Annotated in this window: 12 protein-coding genes; 5 read left to right on the forward strand and 7 right to left on the reverse strand. The window is 69.3% G+C overall.

From position 1 onward, the window contains the following. Positions 1-224: 224 nt before the first annotated feature. Entirely contained in the window at positions 225-1823 is a 1599-nt protein-coding gene (locus HQQ88_RS03175) for an ABC-F family ATP-binding cassette domain-containing protein (RefSeq protein WP_123294378.1), read from the reverse strand. Between the two features lie 115 nt (positions 1824-1938). Between HQQ88_RS03175 and HQQ88_RS03180 the strand changes: the two genes are divergently transcribed. Further along, entirely contained in the window at positions 1939-2538 is a 600-nt protein-coding gene (locus HQQ88_RS03180) for a biotin transporter BioY (RefSeq protein ID WP_123294377.1), read from the forward strand. 211 nt (positions 2539-2749) lie between these two features. Here the strand turns inward: HQQ88_RS03180 and HQQ88_RS03185 are convergent, their stop codons facing one another. From HQQ88_RS03185 to sufB, 5 genes are all read right to left on the reverse strand, one after another. Continuing rightward, positions 2750-3079, reverse strand: coding sequence for a metal-sulfur cluster assembly factor (locus HQQ88_RS03185; protein ID WP_111083972.1), 330 nt, complete (start codon positions 3077-3079; stop codon positions 2750-2752). Continuing rightward, entirely contained in the window at positions 3079-3861 is a 783-nt protein-coding gene (sufC, locus tag HQQ88_RS03190) for a Fe-S cluster assembly ATPase SufC (RefSeq protein ID WP_111083971.1), read from the reverse strand. The genes HQQ88_RS03185 and sufC overlap by 1 nt, the downstream gene beginning before the upstream one ends. Before the next feature lie 71 nt (positions 3862-3932). Continuing rightward, positions 3933-4259: a non-heme iron oxygenase ferredoxin subunit gene (locus tag HQQ88_RS03195; protein ID WP_111083970.1), complete on the reverse strand. Its 327-nt coding sequence runs from the start codon at positions 4257-4259 to the stop codon at positions 3933-3935. Next, positions 4259-5524 (reverse strand): Fe-S cluster assembly protein SufD, encoded by a 1266-nt coding sequence (sufD, locus tag HQQ88_RS03200; RefSeq protein ID WP_216833920.1) that lies wholly within the window; start codon positions 5522-5524, stop codon positions 4259-4261. Before sufD ends, HQQ88_RS03195 begins: the two co-directional genes overlap by 1 nt. Beyond that, positions 5525-6943, reverse strand: a complete 1419-nt coding sequence (gene sufB / locus HQQ88_RS03205; protein WP_111083968.1) for a Fe-S cluster assembly protein SufB — start codon at positions 6941-6943, stop codon at positions 5525-5527. It lies immediately after the preceding gene. Positions 6944-7195: 252 nt separating this feature from the next. Here sufB and HQQ88_RS03210 point away from each other — a divergent pair, with 252 nt between their 5' ends. Next, the gene (locus HQQ88_RS03210) at positions 7196-8173 is read left to right on the forward strand and encodes a heme A synthase (protein WP_111083967.1); all 978 of its coding nucleotides are present in this window, start codon (positions 7196-7198) and stop codon (positions 8171-8173) included. Positions 8174-8532: 359 nt separating this feature from the next. Here HQQ88_RS03210 and HQQ88_RS03215 read toward each other — a convergent pair whose 3' ends face one another. Beyond that, positions 8533-9459, reverse strand: a complete 927-nt coding sequence (locus HQQ88_RS03215) for a heme o synthase (protein ID WP_123312549.1) — start codon at positions 9457-9459, stop codon at positions 8533-8535. 445 nt (positions 9460-9904) lie between these two features. Here HQQ88_RS03215 and tkt point away from each other — a divergent pair, with 445 nt between their 5' ends. The 3 genes from tkt to HQQ88_RS03230 all read left to right on the forward strand — a co-directional run bounded on the left by tkt (position 9905) and on the right by HQQ88_RS03230 (position 14836). Continuing rightward, positions 9905-11998, forward strand: a complete 2094-nt coding sequence (tkt, locus tag HQQ88_RS03220; RefSeq protein ID WP_173168603.1) for a transketolase — start codon at positions 9905-9907, stop codon at positions 11996-11998. A 127-nt stretch (positions 11999-12125) separates the two neighbouring features. Then, positions 12126-13238, forward strand: coding sequence for a transaldolase (tal, locus tag HQQ88_RS03225; RefSeq protein ID WP_123294374.1), 1113 nt, complete (start codon positions 12126-12128; stop codon positions 13236-13238). Then, on the forward strand, positions 13238-14836 hold the full coding sequence (locus HQQ88_RS03230; protein ID WP_123294373.1) for a glucose-6-phosphate isomerase: 1599 nt from the start codon (positions 13238-13240) through the stop codon (positions 14834-14836). The genes tal and HQQ88_RS03230 overlap by 1 nt, the downstream gene beginning before the upstream one ends. The last annotated feature ends 9 nt before the right edge of the window (positions 14837-14845 follow it).

A 14845-nucleotide genomic window follows, 5' to 3' on the forward strand; every position in this document is an offset into this window, starting at 1 on the left:
GGCTTGCCCTGACCGACGGGACAGCGGACGGGAGGCCCGTGGCGGCGTCGCCACGGGCCTCCCGTCCGTCCTACGGTCACGTCGACCACCGCACGCCGCCCGGCCGCTGGTCACGACGCGCTCGCACGCGTGCCGCCGAGCGGTCACGAACCGTCGCTCGCCGGCGACGGCGACGACACATGGTGACCACTCGGCGAACCTGAGCGGGGTGTCGTGACCGCCCGCTAGGCGAGCTCGATGAGCTCCGCGTAGTCCTTGTTCCAGTGGTCCTCGGTGCCGTCCGGCAACAGCAGCACGCGCTCCGGGTTGAGGGCCTCGACGGCACCGGCGTCGTGCGACACCAGGACGACGGCGCCCTCGAACCCAGCGAGGGCGTTGAGGATCTCCTCACGCGACGCCGGGTCCAGGTTGTTCGTCGGTTCGTCGAGCAGCAGCACGTTCGCGCCCGAGACGACGATCATCGCGAGCGACAGACGCGTCTTCTCACCACCGGACAGGACCCCGGCCTTCTTGTAGCCGTCGTCCCCGGTGAACAGGAACGAACCGAGCACGCGACGAGCCTCGGTCTCGTTGAGGTCGGTCGACGCCGACACCATGTTCTCGATCACGGTGCGGTTGATGTCGATGTTCTCGTGCTCCTGCGCGTAGTACCCGATGCGCAGACCATGGCCGGGCTGGATCTCACCGGTGTCGGGCAGGTCGGCGCCCGCCAGGATCCGGAGCAGCGTCGTCTTACCGGCACCGTTGAACCCGAGGATGACGACGCGCGAACCGCGGTCGATCGCCAGGTCGACACCTGCGAAGATCTCGAGCGACCCGTAGGACTTCGACAGCCCTTCGGCCATGAGCGGCGTGCGGCCGCACGGGGCCGGCGTGGGGAAGCGGATCTTGGCGACCCGGTCGGCGACGCGCTCGTCCTCGAGACCAGCGAGCAGCTTGTCGGCACGCGCGACCATCTGGTGCGCCGCGGCGGCCTTCGAGGCCTTCGCACCGAACCGAGCGGCCTGGTCCTTCAGGGTCGCGGCCTTCTTCTCGGCGCCGGCGCGCTCCTTGCGACGACGCTCCTCGTCGGCGACGCGCTGCCGCTGGTAGAGCTTCCAGCCCATGTTGTAGATGTCGATCGTCTGGCGGTTGGCGTCGAGGTAGAACACGCGGTTGACGACCTCTTCCACGAGTTCGACGTCGTGGGAGATGATGATGACGCCGCCGGGGTAGGTCTTCAGGTGCTCGCGCAGCCACACGACCGAGTCGGCGTCGAGGTGGTTCGTGGGCTCGTCGAGGATCATCGTCTCGGCGTCCGAGAACAGGATCCGCGCGAGCTCGATGCGACGACGCTGACCACCGGACAGGGTCTTGAGCTGCTGGTCGAGGATGCGGTCCGGCAGCTTGAGGTTCGACGCGATCGACGCCGCCTCGGCCTCCGCCGCGTAGCCGCCGAGCGCGTTGAACTGGTCGTCGAGCCGGCTGTACCGGCGCATCGCCTTCTCGGCGACGGCGGTGTCCTCGCTCGCCATGTCGAGCGTGGCGAGGCGGATGCCCTCCACGAGCTCACCGAGCCCGCGGGCGTCGAGGATGCGCTTGCGTGCGGTCTCCTCCGGGTCGCCGGAGCGCGGGTCCTGCGGCAGGTAGCCGATCTCACCACCGCGGTCGATCGTGCCGCCGTTCGGCTGCGTCTCGCCCGCGAGGGCCTTGGTCATCGTCGTCTTCCCCGCGCCGTTGCGGCCGACGAGTCCGATCTTCTCGCCCTTCTCGACACGGAAGGACACGTCTTCCATGAGGAGACGAGCTCCGACGCGGATCTCGAGTTCGTGCACGGCAAGCACAGTGGACGTCCAATCAGTTGGTGGGTTTGCACAACGACGTGTGCGTGAGGTGCACCGCTACGCTGACGGGACCGATGGTTCCGAACGGGACCAGCAGTCCATTCTAGGAGAATCCATGACGAACGCCACCGGGTTCGCTCCCCGCGCAGTCCTCGCCGACCGTCTGCGGACGCACGGGCTGGCCACGAACGCCGCCCTCGTCGCCGGCGGAGCCCTGTTCACCGCTGCGATGGCACAGCTCGAGGTCCCGATGTGGCCGGTCCCGATCACCGGGCAGACGCTCGCCGTCGTCCTCGTCGGCGCGACCCTGGGTGCCCGCCGCGGCATGCTCTCGCTGCTCGTCTACGCCGTCGCCGGCCTGGCGGGTGCGCCGTTCTTCGCCGACATGACCGGCGGCCTGCAGGCCCTGGCCGTGCCGAGCTTCGGCTACGTCATCGGGTTCATCCCCGCCGCGGGCGTCGTCGGTTGGCTGGCCCGCCGCAACTGGGACCGGCACTTCGGGCGCGCAGCCGTCGCGATGCTGCTCGCGAGCGCCATCCCGTTCGTGACCGGACTGCCGTACCTGGCGGTCGTGCTCGGGCAGCTCGGCGCACCGAACGACCTGCAGTCGGTGCTCGCCGCCGGCCTGTACCCGTTCATCGTCGGTGGGATCGCGAAGGCGCTCATCGCCGCAGGCATCGTGCCGCTCGCGTGGAAGGCGCTCGGCCGCCGCTGACGCGCGGCGCGCTCGTCGTCGACGCGGTCGACACGCCCGGCTCCGGCGGCCGGGGTTCCGAGATCTCGGAATCCCGGCCGCTTCTGCGTTCGTCCGTGGAACCTCGGCGAACGTGAGTGGCGTGTCGCGCCCCGCGCGCGGCGCGACCACGGACCGACGGGAGGCCCGGTGCCAGCTGGCACCGGGCCTCCCGTCTGCGGTGTGGTCGCGACTAGATCGCGAACCCGAGCGCGCGCATCATCTCGCGCCCGTCGTCGGTGATCCGCTCCGGACCCCACGGCGGCATCCAGACCCAGTTGATGCGGAAGGCGTCCACGATGCCGTCGAGGGCGTTCGCGGTGTCGCCCTCGATGACGTCGGTCAGCGGGCAGCCGGCACTCGTCAGCGTCATGCTGATCACGAGCGCCGAGGCCTCGTCGTCCCAGGCCAGGTCGTAGATCAGGCCGAGGTCGACGATGTTGACGCCGAGCTCCGGGTCCTGGACCTCCTTCAGGCCCTCGACGACCTCGTCGAACTTCTCCGGGGCGAGTGCCGCGATCATCAGGCCTGCGCCTCTGCGGCGGACGCCGCCGCGGCCTGCACGTAGCGGTCGTAGCCCTCGTTCTCGAGGCGGTCGGCGAGCTCCGGGCCACCCTGCTCGGCGACCTTGCCCGCGACGAACACGTGCACGAAGTCCGGCTTGATGTAGCGGAGGATGCGCGTGTAGTGCGTGATGAGCAGCACGCCGAGGCCGGTCGCGGCCTTGGCGCGGTTCACGCCCTCGGACACGATCTTCAGCGCGTCGACGTCGAGGCCGGAGTCGGTCTCGTCGAGCACGGCGAAGCGGGGCTTGAGGAGCTCGAGCTGCATGATCTCGTGGCGCTTCTTCTCGCCGCCGGAGAAGCCCTCGTTGACGTTGCGCTCGGCGAACGACGAGTCCATCTTGAGGTCGGCCATCGACTGGCGGAGCTCCTTGATCCAGCCGCGCAGGGCCGGGGCCTCGCCGTCGATCGCCGTCTTGGCGGTGCGGAGGAAGTTCGACACCGTCACGCCGGGGATCTCGACCGGGTACTGCATCGCCAGGAACATGCCGGCACGGGCGCGCTCGTCGACGCTCATCGCGAGGACGTCCTCGCCGTCGAGGGTGATCGAGCCACCGACGACGTTGTACCGGGGGTGCCCGGCGATCGTGTACGCCAGCGTGGACTTGCCGGAGCCGTTCGGCCCCATGATCGCGTGGATCTCGCCCTCGTTGATCGTGAGGTCGACACCCTTGAGGATCTCCTTGGTGCCCTGATCGGTGTCGATCGAGACCTGGAGGTCGCGGATTTCCAGAGTGGACATTGCGTGGGTTCCTTCGGTTTTCTGTCGTGTCGCGGACGGGCCGCGGAAAGTGTGGGGGCCGGGAGGCGGTGTCAGTCGACGGGCACGGGGTCGTGCACGTCGACGTAGACGTCGCCCTCGCGCACCTCGACCCGGAACACCGGGACGGGCTCGTACGCCGGGAAGTTCTGCGGCTTCCCCGTGGCGAGCGAGAAGCGGGAGCCGTGTGCCCAGCACTCGAGCGTGTCGCCCTCGATGAACCCCTCGGCCAGCGAGATGTCCCCGTGGGTGCACGTGTCGCCGATGGCGTGCACGGTGCCGGACGAGTCCTTCACGATGGCCACCGCGGTGCCGTCGACGACGGCGCGCATGGGGCTGTCCACCGCGATCTCGGACTCCGCGCAGACCTTCGTGGGCATCAGGCGTCGGCCTCCGCCGGCGCGACGATCACCGAGCGGCCCTCGGCGAGTTCCTGCTCGACCGCGGCGATGAGTCGTTCCTCGAGCTCGGGCGCACCGATCTTCTGGATGACCTCGACCAGGAAGCCGAGCACGACGAGACGACGCGCTTCTTCCTCGGGGATGCCGCGGGCCTGCAGGTAGAACAGCTGCTCGTCGTCGAAGCGACCGGTCGCGCTCGCGTGGCCGGCGCCCTCGATGTTGCCCGTCTCGATCTCGAGGTTCGGGATGCTGTCGGCACGGGTGCCGTCGGTCAGCACGAGGTTGCGGTTCTGCTCGTACGAGTCGGTGCCGTCACCGGCGCGACCGATGAGCACGTCACCGATCCACACGGTGTGCGCGCCCTTGCCCTGCAGCGCGCCCTTGTAGTTGACCCGACCGCGCGTGTTCGGCGCGTCGTGGTTCACGTAGACCTGCTGCTCGATGTACTGACCGGCGTCGGCGAAGTACACGCCGTACATCTCGGTGTCGGCGCCCTGCGCACCGAGGTGCGTCGAGGGGTTGACCCGGATGACGTCGCCGCCGAGCGAGACCACGACGTGCTTCAGGAAGGCGTCTCGGCCGACCTCGGCGAAGTGCGTCGAGACGTGCACCGCGTCGTCGTCCCAGTCCTGCAGGCTGACGACGGTCAGGCGTGCGCCGTCCTGCACGACGATCTCGATGTTCTCGCTGAGCAGTGCGCTGCCGCGGTTGTCGAGCACGACGATGCCCTGGGCGTGCGGCTCGGCCGTGATGACCGTGTGCGCCGCTCGGGGCTGCGTGCCGAAGTCGGAACGCGTGATGGTGATGAACTCGTGCGCCTCGGTTGCCTTGACGGTGACGGCGAGGACGGCGTCGCGCGCGGTCCACGCAGCGGCCGCTGCACGGTCCTCGGGCAGACCGGCGGTCCCGACGCGGGGGTCGTCGCTGCGACCCCACTCGACGTCGGCACCGTCGGACTGGCGGGCGAGGAACCGGTAGGCGGATCCGTCGAGACCACCGTCGAGGAGCGGCTGGAGCTTCGCCAGGGGCGCGAACTTCCAGTTCACCTCGCGGCCGGTGACGGTCGGGAACGCCTCGAGGTCGCCGGACTGGAACCGCTCGGAGCGGGTCTGGACCGGGATCTTCTTGTCCGGGGCGTCCCAGCCGCCGTCGGAGTGGGCTCCGGCGCCGTGCTGTTCGGCACCCTGGGCGGGTGCCGCGGGCTCGATCGGCTGGTCGATGTGGGGAGGGGTGGTGCTGGACATCTAGCCGACGGATCCTTCCATGCTCATCTCGATGAGCTTGTTGAGTTCGAGCGCGTACTCCATCGGGAGCTCGCGGGCGATCGGCTCGATGAAGCCACGGACGATCATCGCCATCGCTTCGTCCTCGGCCATGCCGCGGGACATCAGGTAGAAGAGCTGCTCCTCGCTCACGCGCGAGACCGTGGCCTCGTGCCCGAGCTGGACGTCGTCGACGCGGATGTCGATCGCCGGGTACGTGTCGCTCCGGCTGATCGTGTCGACGAGCAGCGCGTCGCACCGCACGGTGTTCGCCGCGTGGTGCGCCGCCGGGTCGACCCGAACCTCGCCGCGGTAGCCCGCACGACCGCCGCCACGGGCGATCGACTTCGAGACGATCGACGACGTCGTGTACGGCGCCATGTGGATCATCTTCGCGCCGGCATCCTGGTGCTGGCCGGGGCCGGCGAACGCGACGGACAGGGTCTCGCCCTTGGCGTGCTCACCGGCGAGGTAGATCGACGGGTACTTCATCGTCACCTTGGAGCCGATGTTGCCGTCGATCCACTCCATCGTGGCGCCCTCGTGCGCGATCGCACGCTTGGTCACGAGGTTGTAGACGTTGTTCGACCAGTTCTGGATCGTCGTGTACCGAACGCGGGCGTTCTTCTTCACGATGATCTCGACGACGGCCGAGTGCAGCGAGTCCGACTTGTAGATCGGGGCGGTGCAGCCCTCGATGTAGTGGACGTAGGAGTCCTCGTCCGCGATGATCAGCGTCCGCTCGAACTGGCCCATGTTCTCGGTGTTGATCCGGAAGTAGGCCTGGAGCGGGATCTCGACGTGGACGCCCTTGGGGACGTAGACGAACGAGCCGCCGGACCACACGGCCGTGTTCAGCGCGGCGAACTTGTTGTCGCCGGCCGGGATCACGGTGCCGAAGTACTCCTGGAAGAGCTCGGGGTGCTCGCGGAGCGCCGTGTCGGTGTCCATGAAGATGACGCCCTGCTGCTCCAGGTCCTCGCGGATCTGGTGGTACACGACCTCGGACTCGTACTGCGCGGCGACACCGGCGACGAGGCGCTGGCGCTCGGCCTCGGGGATGCCGAGCTTCTCGTAGGTCGCGCGGATGTCCTCGGGGAGGTCCTCCCACGACTGCGCCTGCTTCTCGGTCGAGCGCACGAAGTACTTGATGTTGTCGAAGTCGATGCCCGTCAGGTCGGCACCCCACGTCGGCATCGGCTTGCGGCCGAAGAGCTGCAGGCCCTTGAGCCGGTTCTTGAGCATCCACTCGGGCTCGTGCTTGAGGTTCGAGATGTCGGTGACGACCTCGTCCGAGACCCCACGGCGGGCCGAGGCCCCGGCCGAGTCGGAGTCGGACCAGCCGAACTCGTATTGCCCGAGCCCTTCGAGCTCGGGACGGTCGATGAGCACGTCGGACATGGTCTCCTCGTTTCCTTCTCGCGGGGCAGCGTCTTCAGGTGTGAACCCGTGGCGTCTGGACGCCATTCCACCGCAGACCGCCGACAGGCGGACACGGTGCTGCTCCCTCGCAACGACAATGGTTCCACGCAGTCCCTGGATCGATCGGCGATCTCGGCCCATTCGGAGCCGGCGCCTGCCTAGACTTGACTGCTGCTGAACCCTCGAATCCTACAGGTTCACTGCACGGAACAACAGGAAGGCACCACCCTCGTGACTCGCGTCGGACCCCCCGTCGACCAGGATCTCCGGACCGCACGGTGGTGGTCGCTCCCCCGGGTCGTCGACCGCCGGGTCATCGCGCTGGCGTGGGCCTCGTTCGTGGTCGAGGTCGTGTTGATCGGCACCGGCGGCCTCGTCCGGCTGACCGCGTCGGGCCTCGGATGCCCCACCTGGCCCAAGTGCACGGCCGATTCGCTCGTCTCCACGCCCGAGATGGGCATCCACGGGATCATCGAGTTCGGCAACCGACTGCTCACCTTCGTGCTCGTCATCGTGGCGATCGCGATGTTCCTGGCGGTCGTCCGGATGCTCCGCACGCGCCCCGAACTGTTCTGGCTCGCGTTCGCTCAGGGCGTCGCGATCCCGGTCCAGGCCGTCATCGGCGGGCTCAGCGTGCTCACGAACCTCAACCCGTTCGTCGTCGGGCTGCACTTCGTCGTGTCCGCCGCCCTGACCTCGGTCACCGCGGCCCTGGTCTACCGGACGATGCACGGCCCCCGCACCAGCCACCGCCTCGTTCCCGGCTGGTACACCGGCGTCGTCCGCGGCACGGTCGCCGCCGTCGTGGTCACCGTGCTCGTCGGCATCCTGACGACCGGCAGCGGCCCGCACGCCGGTGCCGACGAGGCCGTCGACGGCGGGATGCTGCACCGCACGGGCTTCGACCCCGCGGTCATGGAGCACGTGCACGCCTGGCCCGCGTACGCCCTGTTCGCGCTGACCCTCGTGCTCGTCGTCGGCGCCGTCCGACTGCGGATCTCGAGCAAGTGGGCACTGTTGCTGCTCGTCGTCGAGTTCCTGCAGATCGCCGTCGGTCTGACCCAGGCTCGCACCGGCCTGCCCGTCGGGCTGGTGGGCACGCACATGGTGCTCGCCGGGCTGCTCGTCGGAGCCACCACGGCGGTCGTGCTCGCCACGCGCGCCAGCGCCGGCCGCGAGGCCGTGCGCGAACCACTCGACGCCGCCTGACGCCCGGGCGCGTCGCACGCGCCACACCCGTTCTGCGACACCCCACGAGTCGATCGACTCGTGGGGTGTCGTTCGTTGCACACGCATCCCGGCCACGCGTGCGCCCCGCGCCCAGGCAGGCACCAGGCGGCCGGGAGGCCCGTGGCGGCGCCGCCCCGCGCCTCCCGGCCGCCTGGTGGGCACGTCCACGGCCGCGCCAGGTCCCGCACTGACCCGGAACGACGTCCTCGACGTCGTACGACGTCGAGGACGTCGCATCCCCGCGCGCGCAACCGTCGTGCACGCGCACCAACGACGAAGGCGACGTCGTACGACATCGAGTTCGTCGTACGACGTCGCCCAGTGGCGCCGCGCAGTGCCTAGAAGGTGAAGACCTGCGGCAGCAGCGGGTCGATGCCCACGGCGATGAAGAGCAGCGTCAGGTACGTGATCGAGCTGTGGAACACGCGCATCGGCTGCACGTGCTCGACGTGCTGGATCGCCCGCGAGTACAGCCGGTGCGACTCGACGACGAACCAGATGCCACCGGCCAGTGCGACCACGGTGTACAGCGGCCCCATGTGCGCAACGGGGATGAGCAGGAGCGAGCAGACGAGCGTCGCCCAGGCGTACAGCACGACCTGCAGGCCGACGACGGTGCGACCGCGGACCACGGCGAGCATCGGGACGTCGGCGGCGTCGTAGTCATCGCGGTACTTCATCGACAGCGGCCAGTAGTGCGGCGGCGTCCAGAGGAAGATGACCATGAAGAGGATGACCGGGGCCCAGGTGAGGGAGCCGGTGACGCCCGCCCAGCCGATGAGCACGGGCATGCAGCCAGCCGAGCCGCCCCACACGATGTTCTGCGGGGTGCGGCGCTTGAGCCACAGCGTGTAGACGAACACGTAGATGAGGATCGCGATGACGCTCAGGGCCGCGGCGAGCCAGTTCACCAGGAACCCGAGCACCGCCGTCGACAGGACACCGAGGATCCACGAGAACACGAGGGCTTCGCGGTCCGAGAGCTCACCGGTCACCAGCGGGCGGGTGCTCGTCCGCTTCATCAGGCGGTCGATGTCACGGTCGATGTAGCAGTTGAAGGCCGACGCCGAGCCGGCGGACATCGCCCCGCCCAGCATCGTCCAGAACACGAGCCAGAGGTCCGGCACGCCACGCTCGGCCAGGAACATGGTCGGCGCGGTGGTCACGAGCAGCAGCTCCATGACCCGCGGTTTGGTCAACGAGACGTACGCACGGACCTTGCGGGACAGCGGCGATCGGGGTCGATCGGTGTCGGGCCTGGTCACGGTGGCAGTCGGCAAGGGAACCTCAGTCTGTTCGCATCAGCTCGCACACTCGGTGGACGACTGCGGCGGCGTCCGGGCATGCGCTGACCCGGAATGTCCACGGGTCGTCGACAGTTTACGTGATGGAAGCGCCGCGATGATGCCCCGCTCCCCCATCCCGTGCAGACATCCCGTGCAGAACGACGGATCGCGGAGCACGACACGCCCGGCGGACGAGGGCCCGGGTGACCCGACTCGTGAACATCGGGCGTCACCTGAACCCCTTCTGAGTGGCTGGTCACTATGCTGGACCTGCCCTCCCGCAGTGCGCGCCCCGATGACGTCGGCCGCGATGAGCCGGTCGGCCGCCGCTAGACGGCGACACGACTCGGCCCCGGGATGGCCACATGTCCGTGCGATGGCACGAGCCCTCGCACATGTCGCATCAAGAAGGGTCAACATCCAAGTGGCTGAATTCACCTGGGACGCCATCGACCGGAAGGCCGTCGACACGGCCCGCGTTCTCGCCGCCGACTCGGTCGAGGCCGCCGGCAACGGTCACCCCGGCACCGCGATGAGCCTCGCGCCGCTCGCACACCTGCTCTTCCAGAAGGTGATGCGTCGCGACCCGAGCGACTCCACCTGGATCGGCCGCGACCGCTTCATCCTCTCCGCCGGTCACGCCTCGATCCTGCAGTACGTGCAGTTCTACCTGCACGGCTACGGCCTCGAGCTCGACGACCTGCAGCACCTGCGCAAGTGGGGCTCGAAGACCCCGGGTCACCCGGAGTACGGCCACACCGACGGTGTCGAGATCACCACCGGCCCGCTCGGCCAGGGCCTCGCGTCCTCGGTCGGCTTCGCCTACGCCCAGCGCTTCGAGCGCGGCCTGTTCGACCCGGAGACCCCGGCCGGCCAGTCGCCGTTCGACCACTTCACCTACGTGATCGCCGGTGACGGTGACATGCAGGAGGGCGTGACGAACGAGGCGGGCTCGCTCGCCGGCCGTCAGCAGCTCGGCAACCTGATCGCGTTCTACGACTCGAACCAGATCTCGATCGAGGACAACACCGACATCGCGTTCTCGGAGAGCGTCCCCGAGCGCTACGAGGCGCTCGGGTGGCACGTCCAGATCGTCGACTGGAAGAAGACCGGCGAGTACTCCGAGGACGCCGTGGAGCTCCACGCCGCGATCGAGGCCGCCCAGCAGGTCACCGACAAGCCGTCGCTCATCGTCCTCAAGACGATCATCGGCTGGCCGTCGCCGACCAAGCAGAACTCCGGCAAGATCCACGGTTCGGCGCTCGGCGCCGACGAGATCAAGGGCCTCAAGGAGGTCCTCGGCTTCGACACCGCGAAGACCTTCGAGGTCGCCCCCGAGGTCCTCGAGTACACCCGCGGCGCCGTCGCCAAGGGCCAGGCGCAGCACGCCGAGTGGCAGAAGACCTTCGACGCGTGGGCTGCTGCCAACGCCGACAAGAAGGCGCTGTTCGACCGCGTCAACGCCAAGGAGCTCCCCGCGGACCTCGAGGCAGCACTGCCGGTCTTCCCGACCGACAAGGCCGTCTCGACCCGTGCCGCCTCCGGCAAGGTCATCAACACCATCGCGCCGCTGATGCCCGAGTTCTGGGGTGGCTCGGCCGACCTCGCCGAGTCGAACCTCACCACGATCGAGGGCGCCAAGTCCTTCGGTCCGGCCGAGGCCTCGACGTCGACGTGGAGCACCGACCCGTACGGCCGCGTGCTGCACTTCGGCATCCGCGAGCACGCCATGGGCTCGATCCTCAACGGCATCGTCCTGCACGGGAACACCCGCCCCTTCGGCGGCACGTTCCTGATCTTCAGCGACTACATGCGTCCGGCGGTCCGTCTCGCCGCGCTCATGGGCGCCCCGGCGATCTACGTCTGGACCCACGACTCCGTCGCCCTCGGCGAGGACGGCCCGACGCACCAGCCGATCGAGCAGGTCTCGTCGCTCCGTGCGATCCCGGGTCTCGACGTGGTCCGCCCCGCCGACGCCAACGAGGTCGCGTACGCCTGGCTCGAGATGCTCAAGCACACCGACCGCCCGGCCGGCATCGCGCTGAGCCGTCAGAACCTGCCGGTGTTCGAGCGTGGCGAAGGCGACGCCTCCGGTGAGGTCTTCGCCTCGGCGAAGAACGTCGCCAAGGGTGCGTACATCCTGGCCGAGGCGCCGAACGGCACCCCGGACGTGATCCTCATCGCGACCGGTTCCGAGGTCCAGATCGCCGTCGAGGCCCGCGAGCAGCTCAAGGGCGAGGGCATCAACGCCCGCGTCGTGAGCGCACCGTCCATCGAGTGGTTCCGCGCCCAGTCCGAGAACTACCAGGACCAGGTGCTCCCGAAGGACGTCACCGCTCGCGTGTCGGTCGAGGCCGGCATCGCCATGAGCTGGCGCGACATCGTCGGCGACAAGGGCCGCAGCGTCTCGATCGAGCACTTCGGTGCCTCGGCCGACTACCAGACGCTCTTCAAGGAGTTCGGCTTCACGACGGAACACGTCGTGGCCGCCGCGAAGGAATCCATCGCGGCTTCCTGACCCGCAGGGGCCGGGTCCGGTTCGCCGGATCCGGCCCTTCTGCCGGGAGGCGCGGTTCGGCTCCGCCACGCGCCCCCGGTCCCCCAGACCCCGGCCATCAGGCCGATGAAGGAAAGAAGAGAAACACATGGCTGAGAACACCCCCACTGCCGCCCTCTCCGCGGTCGGCGTGAGCATCTGGCTCGACGACCTGTCCCGCGAGCTCCTCGAGACCGGCAAGCTCACCGACCTCATCGCGCAGAAGAACGTCGTCGGCGTGACCACCAACCCGACGATCTTCGCGTCGGCCCTCGCCAAGGGCGAGCGCTACGACGCCCAGGTCAAGGAGCTGGCCGCCGCCGGCACCGACGTGACCGAGGCGATCTTCGAGATCACCACGCAGGACGTCGCCAACGCGTCCGACGTCTTCAAGCCGATCTACGACGAGACCAAGGGCTTCGACGGCCGCGTCTCGATCGAGGTCGAGCCGGGCCTCGCCCACGAGACCGCCAAGACCATCGAGCAGGCCAAGTTCCTGTTCGAGAAGGTCGGCCGCGAGAACGTCCTCATCAAGATCCCCGCAACGGTCGAGGGCCTCGAGGCCATCACCGAGGTCATCGGCGCGGGCATCTCGGTGAACGTCACCCTGATCTTCTCGCTCGAGCGCTACCGCGCCGTCATCGACGCCTACCTCGGTGGGCTCGAGAAGGCCAAGGCCGCCGGCCACGACCTGTCGAAGATCCACTCGGTCGCCTCGTTCTTCGTGTCGCGCGTCGACTCCGAGATCGACAAGCGCCTGGACGCCGTCGGCACCGACGAGGCCAAGGCCCTGAAGTCGAAGGCCGGCATCGCCAACGCGCAGCTCGCCTACCAGGTCTGGACCGAGGCGTTCGCCTCCGAGCGCGCCCTCGGCCTGCTCGAGGCCGGTGCGAACACGCAGCGTCCGCTCTGGGCCTCGACCGGCGTCAAGGACCCGTCGCTGCCCGACACGCTCTACGTGACCGAGCTCGCCGCCCCGAACACCGTGAACACGATGCCGGGCAAGACGCTCGACGCCACGTTCGACCACGGTGAGATCCACGGCGACGCCATCGCCGGCACCTTCGACGCCGCGCAGCAGGTCCTCGACCAGCTCGCCGCGCAGGGCATCGACTACGACGATGTCGTGGCGCTGCTCGAGAAGGAGGGCGTGGACAAGTTCAACGTCTCGTGGGGCGAGCTCGTCGACACCGTGAAGACCGCGCTCGAGGGCGCCAAGTAGTGACGGTTTCCATCGCTGCCAGCGGCGATGCCGCGCGGGCCATCGACTCGGTGGTCCCGCGGCTCGTCGCTGACCTGGTGGCCTCGGGCATCACCGCCCAGGACCCCGAGCTGTGGGGACCGGACGCCGAGGCCGAGGCGTCCAAGCGCCTCGGCTGGGTGGAGGCCGTCTCGGTCTCCCGCCCGCTCGTCGCCCAGATCACCGCGCTGCGCGAGTCGCTCCGTGCCGAAGGGGTCGACCACGTCGTCCTCGCCGGCATGGGCGGCTCGTCGCTCGCGCCGGAGGTCATCACGCGCACCGCCGGCGTCCCGCTGACAGTGCTCGACTCGACCGATCCCGCGCAGGTCCGCGCAGCCGTCACGACGGACCTCGAGCGCACCGTGCTCGTCGTCTCGTCGAAGTCCGGCTCCACGCTCGAGACCGACTCGCAGCGCCGCGTCTACGAGCAGGCGTTCCGTGACGCGGGCATCGACCCCACCGGCCGCATCGTCGTCGTCACCGACCCGGGCTCCGCGCTCGAGGCCGCGGCCATCGACGCCGGCTACCGGGTCTTCACCGCCGACCCGACCGTCGGCGGCCGCTACTCGGCCCTCACCGCGTTCGGTCTGGTGCCCTCCGGTCTCGCCGGAGCGGACATCGCCGAGCTGCTGGACGAGGCCGACGCCATCTCCGCGCTGCTGTCGGTCGACCTCGACGAGAACCCCGGGCTCGTGCTCGGTGCGGTCCTCGCCGGTACCGACCCGCTACGCGACAAGATCGCCATCGTGCCGGACGGCACCCACATCGTCGGGTTCGGCGACTGGGTGGAGCAGCTGATCGCGGAGTCGACCGGCAAGAGCGGACGTGGTCTGCTGCCCGTCGTCCTGCACGCCGACTCCCCCGAGGTCTCCGCAGCCCTGCCGGACGTCCAGGTCATCCGCCTGGTCGGTTCGCGCGAGGACGAGCGCCACATCGCCGAGGGCGAGGTCGAGATCACCGGGACGCTCGGTGGTCAGATCCTCGTCTGGGAGTACGCCGTCGCGGTCGCCGGGCGGCTGCTCGGCATCGACCCGTTCGACCAGCCCGACGTCGAGGCCGCCAAGGTCGCGACCCGTGCGCTGCTCGACGACCGTCCCGCGCCTGCGGAACCCGCGTTCACCGAGGACGGCATCGCCGTCTCCGCGACGCCGGGACTGCCGGTCGGGACGACGCTCGCAGAAGCCGTGACGGGCCTCCTGTCCGAACTGGACGCCACCGGCTACGTGGCGGTGCAGGCGTACGTCGACCGCACCACGAACCGTGACCTCGAGACGCTCCGCGACGCCCTGGCGGCGCGCACGCGTCGGCCGGTCACCTTCGGGTACGGCCCGCGGTTCCTGCACTCGACCGGGCAGTACCACAAGGGCGGACCCGCCACGGGAGTGTTCCTGCAGATCGTGGCGGACGAACCGGACGACCTGGCGATCCCGGGCCGGCCGTTCACGTTCGGCCAGCTCCTCCAGGCCCAGGCAGCCGGTGACGCGAGTGTCCTCGCGCAGCACGGCCGCCCGGTCCTCACCCTCACGACGTCGGACGTGCGCGCCGCCACCGCGGCCATCGCCTCCGCCGTCTCCCACTGACTCGTAAGG

It is taken from the genome of Curtobacterium sp. VKM Ac-2861, from assembly GCF_013204965.1.
In the GTDB taxonomy this organism is placed as follows: Bacteria; Actinomycetota; Actinomycetes; order Actinomycetales; family Microbacteriaceae; genus Curtobacterium.

Excerpts from the sequence above, each read along its gene's own strand:
- HQQ88_RS03180 (WP_123294377.1), top strand. The coding sequence starts at position 1,939 with ATGACGAACGCCACCGGGTTCGCTCCCCGCGCAGTCCTCGCCGACCGT.
- HQQ88_RS03185 (WP_111083972.1), bottom strand. The coding sequence starts at position 3,079 with ATGATCGCGGCACTCGCCCCGGAGAAGTTCGACGAGGTCGTCGAGGGC.
- sufC (WP_111083971.1), bottom strand. The coding sequence starts at position 3,861 with ATGTCCACTCTGGAAATCCGCGACCTCCAGGTCTCGATCGACACCGAT.
- HQQ88_RS03195 (WP_111083970.1), bottom strand. The coding sequence starts at position 4,259 with ATGCCCACGAAGGTCTGCGCGGAGTCCGAGATCGCGGTGGACAGCCCC.
- sufD (WP_216833920.1), bottom strand. The coding sequence starts at position 5,524 with ATGTCCAGCACCACCCCTCCCCACATCGACCAGCCGATCGAGCCCGCG.
- sufB (WP_111083968.1), bottom strand. The coding sequence starts at position 6,943 with ATGTCCGACGTGCTCATCGACCGTCCCGAGCTCGAAGGGCTCGGGCAA.
- tal (WP_123294374.1), top strand. The coding sequence starts at position 12,126 with ATGGCTGAGAACACCCCCACTGCCGCCCTCTCCGCGGTCGGCGTGAGC.